Below are 9,065 nucleotides of genomic sequence, written 5' to 3'. Positions count from 1 at the left end.
ATGTAAGAGATCTCTCACACTACACTCTCCAAAATGCCATTCGCCAAATTAGCGCACTCAACGTATGATGATAGATATATCGTTGTTAAGGATTAAAAATGTTAACTCAAGACGTTACTAAAGAATTAGAAGCGGCAATGGAACAGTTGCAACAACAAGGAAAAGAGCCAACCGTAGCGTTAGTGAAAGCACGATTGAAAACGCCAGTTCCAATGCCAGCGTTAATCACCGCAATAAAAAGTTGGAAGAGTGCTCAACGCGTACCCAAGGTTGAAATCGCAGCACAACACCACACCGATAATGATCGTCTTGAAGCCCTAGAACACACCGTAAAAATGCTAGCCATTCGTATTGAAGAGTTAGAAGCGAAACTCAGTGAGAAATCATCATGAAGTTATGGGTAGATGCAGACGCGTGTCCGAAAGTTATTCGCGAAACCATTGTGCGTGCCGCCGAGCGTACGGGGATTGAATGTACGTTTGTCGCTAACCACGTTGTCCCTGTGCCGAAAAGAGACAACATCCACTCGCTACAAGTCCCTGCGGGATTTGACATCGCAGACAACGAAATCGTCAAGCGTGTAGAAGCCAACGATTTGGTGATCACGTCAGATATTCCGCTTGCAGATGAGGTTATCTCTAAAGGCGCTCAAGCCCTCAGTTCTCGTGGCGAGCTCTATACAAAAGACACCATCAAAGCTCGCCTAAATATCCGCGACTTTATGGAAACCATGCGTTCAAGCGGAATTCAGACAGGTGGGCCCGCCGCGCTTTCTCAAACCGATCGACGCGAATTTGCAAACCATTTGGATCGTATTTTGGCGAAATTTAAGAAGTAACCCTCACTCTATTCATATTGAGCCAGCAAATAAAAGCCTGGCTCATTCCTGAAAATTCATTCTCAGCATTGCACCCAAAGCGTGCTCTTACTCCCATTTGTTTTGTTCTGTTTATTTTTCATCTCGCTCACCATAGCTTCAATATGCAACGTGGTTTATTTTGAACGACGTTTTTAATAAGTGTATAGAGAATAATGGGCTTTAACATCGTTTCCAGTGGAAGCTACCTGCCAACGAATCAATGGTCTGATCGAGAGATGGATCACTTCCTAAAATTAGCGCCAGGGACCTGCCGAAATAAATTCGACGTTGAATATCGTCATGTAGCCAATACAAAAGAGACCGCTATTTACATGGCGGTGCAGGCAATAGAGCAGTGTTTAGGAAACACACATACCTTAAGCTCCGTTGATCTCCTTATCTACGCTAGCGGTACACACCACCAGTCTCTACCCTACGACGCTTCAGCGGTTCTCGCCGCGTTAGACGCTCCAACATGGCTAGAAAGCTTTGATTTGAACAGCACCTGTTTATCCTTTCTCTCTGCGCTTGATCTTGCTCAGAGTCTATTCTTAGCAAAACGGTACCGTCGGATTCTTATTGTCACCAGCGAACTCGCCACTGGCATCACACTGAATCGAAATTTTACGCTCAAACCAGAAGTTGCAACCTTATTCGCGGACGGTGCCGCCGCATTTTTGCTCGAAGAACACAACGATGATGGATTGCTCACCAGTCACTTTGAAACGCATCATACCGGGTATTCATTTTGTCAAATTAAGGGCGGAGGTAGTCATATCAATCCGCATACCTCCGAGCATCAAGCCTATTTAAAAAGTTGCCAGTTTGAGATGGAGGGCAAAGCACTCTTTAAACATGTGCGTAAAGCCTTACCAGCGTTTCTAAAAAAAGGGTTTGACGCCTCTCCGGTAACACTCGGCGATATTGATTATTTTCTTCCTCATCAAGCCAGCGCGCATGGATTAAAAAAACTGCCTTCACTCACCGGGCTACCAACAGAGAAAACCGTTAATCACTTTTCGACTTTGGGAAACCAAGTCGCCGCCTCACTCCCAATTAACTTACACTGGCTGCGTAATCAGCCAGAAGCCGCAGGAAAACATGTGTTATTAGCTGGTACCGCCGCAGGGTTGTCACTAGGGATGGGAGTGCTAAAACTATGAAGATATTGGTCACTGGTGGCAGCGGGATGTTGGGTAGCGCAATTCTGAGAATGTTTCACCAGCAGCATGAACTGCACTTTACAGCACGAAATACAGTCATCGCTAAACAACTCGCCGAGCAATTCGATGTTATCCCACATATAGTCGATTTAAGAGACCACTCAGCAGTTCATGCGGTATGCCAAGGTATGGATGCAATCATCCATTGTGCCGCTCTCTCAAGCCCATGGGGAAAGTGGCAGGCGTTTTATCAAGCCAATGTAGATGCCACCAAAAACCTCGTCAATGCGGCTAATACCTATCAAATCTCGCGTTTTATCCATATTTCCTCCACCAGCGTCTACTTTGACCATCAAGACCGTTGGAATATTCGAGAAACCGACGCCATAGCTTCATACTGGTGTAATGATTACGCACACACAAAATACCTATCGGAAATTGAAGCCGTAAAAGGCCAAAGCAAAGCGATCATTTTAAGACCGCGTGGCATTTTTGGACCCAATGATCGCGCGATTATCCCAAGAGTGCTTAAGGCGATAAAAAACAACACTCTGCTTCTGCCATCGGGTAGAAATCCTGTGGTTGATCTGACCTATGTAGACAACGTTGCCCATGCAGCGATGCTCGCTTGCACTCAGGCAGGCCAACTTCAGCATGGTGATGTGTTCAACATTTCCAACAACGAACCAATGCCAATTGAGACTGTTCTGCAAGCTTTATGTGAGGGGTTAAACCTAAAAGTAACGTTACAATCATTACCATACGGCGTTGTATCACCATTATTAAAGCTCAGTGAGCAAATACGAAGGCACTTACCACATCAGCCAGAACCAAGGCTCACCTCATACAGCGCAGGATTGTTTAACTATCATCAAACTCTGGATATCAGCAAGGCGAAACAAACACTGAATTACCAACCGCTTTTTTCAATTCAAGAAGGAATACAGCAGTATGCAAACTGGTCTAAAAATAAAAATCTTTGAGGCTGGACACTGCGTACACCCAGGCTTTGTTGTCAAACCAGGTTCTGGTATCAAGCCTAGAGCATTTCCGGCAGCCGTTGCGTTAATTCAGCACCCAACACAAGGCAACATCCTGTTTGACACGGGATATCACGAGCATTTTTTTAGCGCGACTCGCCCCTTCCCTGAACGTTTTTATGCTTGGACAACACCTTGTCGCTATAAAAAAGAACACGGAATTGTTGCGCAGTTAGCAAAAGAAAGTCTCAAACCTCATGATATTGAACACTTAGTACTTTCCCACTTCCATGCTGATCACATTGCTGCCGTGTCTGAGTTTTCCCACTCTCAATTGCATTGCCAACAAAAAGGGGTGGATGCAATTACTAAAAGTGGTCGAATTGGAGGCGTAAGAAAAGGATACCTAAAAGCTCTACTTCCTCCACAACTTGAATCTAACTTATTCATTCATAGTGACTTTTCTGTATCAATTAGCCAAATTCTTCCTCAGTGCCAAGGTGTTAATTTGCTCTGTAAAGACATGTTCGACGATGGATTTATTTATATGGTTAGCTTGCCAGGCCATGCAGCTGGCCAAGTGGGCTTGCTGGTTAAAAGAGACCAAGGTTGGCTGTTCTTACTCGCCGATGCATGCTGGTTAATCGAGAGCTTGAGTGAAAATATCGATCAACATTGGCTGGCGAACATGCTTTGCGATGATACAAAAGCCTATAAAAACACCCTCTCCGAGTTGAGAAGTTGCTACCAACAAACCCACCACTTTGTTCGCTTCGTGCCTTCACATTGTCAGGAAACTATCCAGCAGCTAATCAAAGAAGGATGGATGAAGTGAGAACGCTTATCTCAGAATTCTGGCGAACCCGCTACCGCCCCTTCGGCTCAAGGGAACAAGTCGAAACATGGCAGCAACAACACTTAACGCAACACTTGGATTGGGTATGCCGCCATTCACCGTATTACCGCTCACTTCAAGGTGCACCACTCAGTGATTTCCCTATCATGAATAAGCAAACCATGATGGAGAACCTTTCAGAGTTGAATACGAAGGGCTTAGATGCTGAACAGTTAATGCAGCAGGCACTCAAAGCAGAGCAGTCACGCAACTTTGCCGCTTCGAAAGTTGGCGATGTTACTGTTGGGCTTTCTTCGGGCACATCAGGCATGCGCGGGTTGTTTCTTGCTGACAAACAGGAAACACAACTATGGGCTGGCAATATATTGGCTCGCCTGTTGCCCAACCTATGGCAAAAACACCGAATTGCTCTAGCCTTGCGCGCCAACAGCCCACTGTATAAATCCGTCGCGAAAGGGCCTGTAACATTTTTTTATGCCGATTTAACCAAACCTTACCAAGAATGGATAAAAGAGCTGGATGAGTTCCAACCCACGCTTTTGGTTGGTAGTGCGCAAGCTCTTCAGCTCTGCGCCCAGTTCAGCGGTCAATTTGGTCAACCCGCAATTCAACCACAGCGGATCATTTCTGGTGCAGAAGTCCTAACCGAGAGTGACCGTCACTTTATTTCTCAACGGTTCGACAGCGAACTCCATGAAGTCTATCAATGTACTGAAGGTTTTCTTGCATGTACGGATCAGCATGGACAAATGCGCTGGAATCAAGATGTTGTTTACATCGAAAAACATTGGCTGAATACCGAACGTACTCATTACAGCCCAATCATTACCGATTTTCGTCGTAAAACTCAGCCAATTATTCGTTATCAGCTCGACGATATTATTGAGAATAAACAGGATAATGGCGTATTTGAACCTCTTGGCGCAATTGCCGGACGATGTGGTGATCGCCTCACGCTAAACGCAAACCACGTCCCAGTGACGGTGTTACCAGATCTCATCTACCGCGCTATAACACTATCCGCCCAAAGTCGCGTGGATTACCGAATCACCCAAACAGGGTCACAAGCCATTCAAATTGAAGCGGATGTTCACCACCATCGGGTTATACATCAAGCCTTGATAAAGTTGTTTGACCAATTGCGGCTTGATCCTGTCAGATTTAGTTACCGCCCTGCGCCTATTTGGACGCCAATGAATAAACAACGACGTGTGGTGAACATATGCGGGTCTTAATCACCGGAGCCCGATCACCAGTTGCACTAGAGTGGGCAACCATGTGTATGCATCATGGACATGACGTAACTCTCACCGATTCGCTAAAAAAACCTCTAGGATCGTTTTTGCGAGGCATCGAGTCTTATATCCCCACCGCTTCGCCTCGATTTGCGTTTCCCACCTATCAACAGCAGATCCTAAAAATCATTACTCAGATGCGTATTGATATGGTGATACCCACTTGTGAAGAAGTGTATTACTTGGCTCATGTTGCCAAACAATGCCCAGAAGTAGATTTTATTCTGCCCAATGTGGGACTACTCAATGCCCTGCACAACAAGTTGACCGTCTTTGAACAGCTTCAAAGTTTGCCAGAAATCACACTTCCAAAAACTCGTTTGGTCGCTGATAAAAGTGAGATTGAAATTAATAAGAGAACCGTTCTAAAGCCCGTTTACTCTCGGTTTGGCGGGCAAGTCATAAGAGATGTGACAACTCAGTCTATTTCTGCCGCCACGATATCGCCCCTTTACCCTTGGGTTCAGCAACAAAAAATCCATGGGACTCCGGTGTGTAACTATGCCATTTTTGAACATGGTGACCTTAAAGCACACCAAGCTTATGTGCCGAAATACTGTGTAAACGGCTCGGCCGCCAGTGCTTTTCAGCCGATCTCGTGCGAACGACTAGATACATTTATCGCAGCTTTTGGTAAACGTCATACTTATCATGGGCAAGTGTCGTTTGACTTCATCAAATCACAAGATGAACTCTACGTGATTGAATGTAACCCAAGAGCCACCAGTGGTTTGCACCTACTCTCGTCTCGATGCAACCAACTGCTTCCTAATATGGAGTTTACCAGTCCTTCCAAGCAGCGATTGCATCATTTAGGTCCAATAACACTCATCGCGGAAGGTGGATTATCCCTGTTCAAGGCTCGAACTTGGCAAGATTGGTGGTCTGGAGTGAATGTGATGCAACAGCATAACTTACCGGCCGGGAGCCAAATCCGGAGTATGTTTGAATTACTCCGGTTAGCTAGGCAGAACAAGACGAAGTGGAGCGACGCTTCTACCGTTGATATTGAGTGGAATGGAGAGGCATTGAACTCATGACACTTTCCTCTCAAGAATGGCATAAAACTTTTTTCACTCTTATGCAGTCGAATCCCATTGATGAATGCACAGCAAGCTTTGGTTGCTACTATATCGATGATGTTGCCATTCCCTACTCCGTAACACCAAAAATACCAAACAACTGTTATGCCGTGTCCCCTATGACACTGCTTAGTGGCTACGCCGAAGAAGAGCTTCACAAAGTCAAAAATGTGGCTGTTCGATGGGTATGTAAGTTACTTATTAATATGACTAAACCAATCTTATCATTGGCTGGATTGGATCAAGTCCAAACGCTCAACAATCAGTGCTTGTCCACCAATATGTATAGCGAACAATGGGCAGCCTTAAATCTCGATGAACTGCGTCGCGTCGCACTCGATCAATACCCCACCTTTCCCTTGGTGCTTCGATCCCTCAACCAGCGTCAGCATTCACACTTAATTCAGCGATTGAAGCAGCCAAAATGGCAAAGCTTGGTAACACGACAAGTGTATTTACTTGATGATTGGCAAGCGTTCAGCTTCAACCGAGATTTAACGAAAGACTTCAAACTGCTTAATGATAAAGATTGGCAGTTTAGGCCACTGACCACTGATGAAGAGTTTCAGCGTGCCAAAGAGTTATATGACATGCTTTACCTTGATAAATACAGCCTCAATAACATCCAGTTTTCAAGCCAATATTTAAAACAGGCGAGCCAGAACAAATTAGTACATTTAGTGGGACTGTTTTATCAAGAAGAGATGCTGGCTACGTTAGGCATTGTAGAAATTGATAATGATATGACTTGCCCAATTTTTGGCTACGATACCAATAAGCCACAACGCCTCGCATTGTATCGTCGAATATCGGCCTATACCATCCGCCATGCAATGATATACCAGCGTCGCTTTAATATGAGCTCAGGCGCTCCGGCTTTTAAACGCAACAGAAAAGCCCGGCCAGAAATTGAATTTAGCTATGTTTATATTGCGCACTTACCTTGGTACAAACGCATAATTTGGAAAAGCTTGTGCTGGCTCACTCAGCACTTTTATCGCCCTTTGTTGATGCGTTTTCAGCTATAAACCGACATCTATAATCAGGTAAGCCTGCGTACACAGTCTCAATTGATAAAAAAGCCTGCGACGTTCGCAGGCTTTTTATAATGGAGCTGTGTGAGGTAACCGTTTTCTACGGTGTGTAGTATGTTGCTGCGCCAGGGCCTACTGGTAAACCAAATACGAATACCCATAGGTAGAACAGCACACTCCAACCTACAATGAAGCAGATTGAGTAAGGTAGCATGGTCGCGATCAGCGTACCGATACCTAAGTTCTTCATGTAACGAGTCGCTACGGCAAGAATCAAACCAAAGTAGCTCATCATTGGAGTAATGATGTTTGTCGTCGAGTCACCAATTCGGTAAGCAGCCTGAATCGTTTCCGGTGCATAACCAACAAGCATCAACATAGGAACAAAAATCGGAGCCGTTACTGCCCACTGTGCCGATGCCGAACCAATCATTAGGTTGATAAATCCACACATCAGGATGAAGGCAAAGAACAACATTGGACCAGTTAAGCCAATTTCTTGCAGGAAGCTAGCGCCAGCAACCGCGAATACCTGACCGAAGTTAGTCCATTTAAAGAAAGCAACGAACTGAGCCGCAAAGAAAACTAATACAATGTACATGCCCATAGAAGACATAGATTTCGCCATTGCATCAATTACATCGCGATCCGTCTTCATCGTGCCAACAACTTTACCAAACACAAAGCCTGGAATAGCAAAGAACACAAAGATGAATGCCACGATACTTTTCAGGAATGGTGAACCTGCAATTGTACCTGCATCAGAACGTAGGATGCCGTCTTCTGGAACAACCGTCCAAGCAAGCAGCGCTGAAACAACCAGTACAGCAACACCTGCTAGTTTTAGGCCTTTCTTCTCAATGTCTGTTAAGCCACCCATTTTGTCGTTCGACAAATCTTCTGAGGCTTCTTCTTCACTGTATTTGCCAAGCTTTGGCTCAACAATTTTTTCAGTAACAAACGCACCTGTGATTGCAATGAAGAATGTCGACACAAACATGAAGTACCAGTTAACTTCTGGACCAACAGTGTAAGTTGGGTCGATCATTTGCGCCGCCGTTTCAGTAATGCCTGACAACAGCGGGTCAACCGTACCAATAAGTAGGTTTGCTGAGTAACCACCAGATACACCAGCGAACGCCGCAGCAAGACCGGCAAGTGGGTGACGACCTAAAGAATGGAACAGCATTGCAGCCAGTGGAATAAGTACCACATAGCCAAGCTCTGATGCCGTATTTGAAATGATACCCGCGAAAACGACCGTCACTGTTACCATGCGTTGTGATGCACCCATGACTAAGCCACGCATTGCTGCAGATAGCAAGCCTGAGTATTCAGCAATAGCAACACCCAACATCGCAACCAATACCGTACCCAAAGGTGCAAAGCCGACAAAGTTTTTCACTAGATTGGTAACGATTAGTTCAAGGCCATCAGCGTTAAGCAAGCTAACGACATGAATCATGCCATCCGCGGCACGACCTTTTGCACCCTCAGGACGAGGATCAACTACGGAAACTTCGAAGTATCCTGCAATACCCGACATCACCAGAATGGCTAAACAGAAAATGGCAAATAGTGTGATCGGGTGGGGTAATAAGTTCCCCAAATATTCGACAGTATCCAAAAAGCGCGTAAACAGCGGCTTCTTAGGCGAGTTTTGTTTAATTGAATCAGATGAACTCATCTGTTCCCTCCTTGTTTTTATTCCTATGCAAATGTGACAAAAATGTCAAAAAGCGTGCGAAGGGTACTTGAGTAGAAGGTCAAATAAAAGCCCTAAATGTTACAAACTG

9 protein-coding genes are annotated in these 9,065 nt (G+C 45.1%); 8 read left to right on the top strand and 1 reads right to left on the bottom strand.

Features of this window, described 5'->3' with window-relative positions; all coding sequences use genetic code 11:
• Positions 1–98 precede the first annotated feature (98 nt).
• The 8 genes from CAG68_RS01850 (at position 99) to CAG68_RS01815 (ending at position 7,263) form a co-directional block, all read left to right on the top strand.
• Positions 99–392 carry a hypothetical protein gene (locus tag CAG68_RS01850; RefSeq protein ID WP_033905520.1) on the top strand — a complete coding sequence of 98 codons (294 nt, stop codon included), beginning with the start codon at positions 99–101 and terminating at the stop codon, positions 390–392.
• Entirely contained in the window at positions 389–838 is a 450-nt protein-coding gene (locus tag CAG68_RS01845; protein WP_005380310.1) for a YaiI/YqxD family protein, read from the top strand. The genes CAG68_RS01850 and CAG68_RS01845 overlap by 4 nt, the downstream gene beginning before the upstream one ends.
• A 194-nt stretch (positions 839–1,032) precedes the next feature.
• Complete coding sequence (locus CAG68_RS01840; RefSeq protein WP_172840021.1) at positions 1,033–2,022, top strand: ketoacyl-ACP synthase III; 990 nt, start codon at positions 1,033–1,035, stop codon at positions 2,020–2,022.
• Positions 2,019–3,005 (top strand): NAD-dependent epimerase/dehydratase family protein, encoded by a 987-nt coding sequence (locus CAG68_RS01835; protein ID WP_053349821.1) that lies wholly within the window; start codon positions 2,019–2,021, stop codon positions 3,003–3,005. Before CAG68_RS01840 ends, CAG68_RS01835 begins: the two co-directional genes overlap by 4 nt.
• Positions 2,974–3,837 (top strand): MBL fold metallo-hydrolase, encoded by an 864-nt coding sequence (locus CAG68_RS01830; RefSeq protein WP_017820759.1) that lies wholly within the window; start codon positions 2,974–2,976, stop codon positions 3,835–3,837. The genes CAG68_RS01835 and CAG68_RS01830 overlap by 32 nt, the downstream gene beginning before the upstream one ends.
• Positions 3,825–5,093 carry a F390 synthetase-related protein gene (locus CAG68_RS01825; RefSeq protein WP_172840020.1) on the top strand — a complete coding sequence of 423 codons (1,269 nt, stop codon included), beginning with the start codon at positions 3,825–3,827 and terminating at the stop codon, positions 5,091–5,093. Before CAG68_RS01830 ends, CAG68_RS01825 begins: the two co-directional genes overlap by 13 nt.
• Positions 5,081–6,193 carry an ATP-grasp domain-containing protein gene (locus CAG68_RS01820; RefSeq protein WP_161440719.1) on the top strand — a complete coding sequence of 371 codons (1,113 nt, stop codon included), beginning with the start codon at positions 5,081–5,083 and terminating at the stop codon, positions 6,191–6,193. Before CAG68_RS01825 ends, CAG68_RS01820 begins: the two co-directional genes overlap by 13 nt.
• Entirely contained in the window at positions 6,190–7,263 is a 1,074-nt protein-coding gene (locus CAG68_RS01815; protein WP_086046981.1) for a hypothetical protein, read from the top strand. Before CAG68_RS01820 ends, CAG68_RS01815 begins: the two co-directional genes overlap by 4 nt.
• A gap of 106 nt (positions 7,264–7,369) precedes the next feature.
• Here CAG68_RS01815 and CAG68_RS01810 read toward each other — a convergent pair whose 3' ends face one another.
• Complete coding sequence (locus tag CAG68_RS01810) at positions 7,370–8,956, bottom strand: AbgT family transporter (protein ID WP_005380301.1); 1,587 nt, start codon at positions 8,954–8,956, stop codon at positions 7,370–7,372.
• Positions 8,957–9,065: the final 109 nt, after the last annotated feature.

The sequence above is a fragment of the Vibrio sp. V42_P2S4T144 genome (genome assembly GCF_009904715.1).
GTDB lineage: Bacteria > Pseudomonadota > Gammaproteobacteria > Enterobacterales > Vibrionaceae > Vibrio > Vibrio alginolyticus.
The sequence above is the reverse complement of the archived record's forward strand: the minus strand, read 5'-3'. Positions and strand labels throughout refer to the sequence as shown.

What these genes read in the sequence shown, in the direction of transcription:
- CAG68_RS01850 (WP_033905520.1), top strand. Translation starts at nt 99, where the DNA reads ATGTTAACTCAAGACGTTACTAAAGAATTAGAAGCGGCAATGGAACAG.
- CAG68_RS01845 (WP_005380310.1), top strand. Translation starts at nt 389, where the DNA reads ATGAAGTTATGGGTAGATGCAGACGCGTGTCCGAAAGTTATTCGCGAA.
- CAG68_RS01840 (WP_172840021.1), top strand. Translation starts at nt 1,033, where the DNA reads ATGGGCTTTAACATCGTTTCCAGTGGAAGCTACCTGCCAACGAATCAA.
- CAG68_RS01835 (WP_053349821.1), top strand. Translation starts at nt 2,019, where the DNA reads ATGAAGATATTGGTCACTGGTGGCAGCGGGATGTTGGGTAGCGCAATT.
- CAG68_RS01830 (WP_017820759.1), top strand. Translation starts at nt 2,974, where the DNA reads ATGCAAACTGGTCTAAAAATAAAAATCTTTGAGGCTGGACACTGCGTA.
- CAG68_RS01825 (WP_172840020.1), top strand. Translation starts at nt 3,825, where the DNA reads ATGGATGAAGTGAGAACGCTTATCTCAGAATTCTGGCGAACCCGCTAC.
- CAG68_RS01820 (WP_161440719.1), top strand. Translation starts at nt 5,081, where the DNA reads ATGCGGGTCTTAATCACCGGAGCCCGATCACCAGTTGCACTAGAGTGG.
- CAG68_RS01815 (WP_086046981.1), top strand. Translation starts at nt 6,190, where the DNA reads ATGACACTTTCCTCTCAAGAATGGCATAAAACTTTTTTCACTCTTATG.
- CAG68_RS01810 (WP_005380301.1), bottom strand. Translation starts at nt 8,956, where the DNA reads ATGAGTTCATCTGATTCAATTAAACAAAACTCGCCTAAGAAGCCGCTG.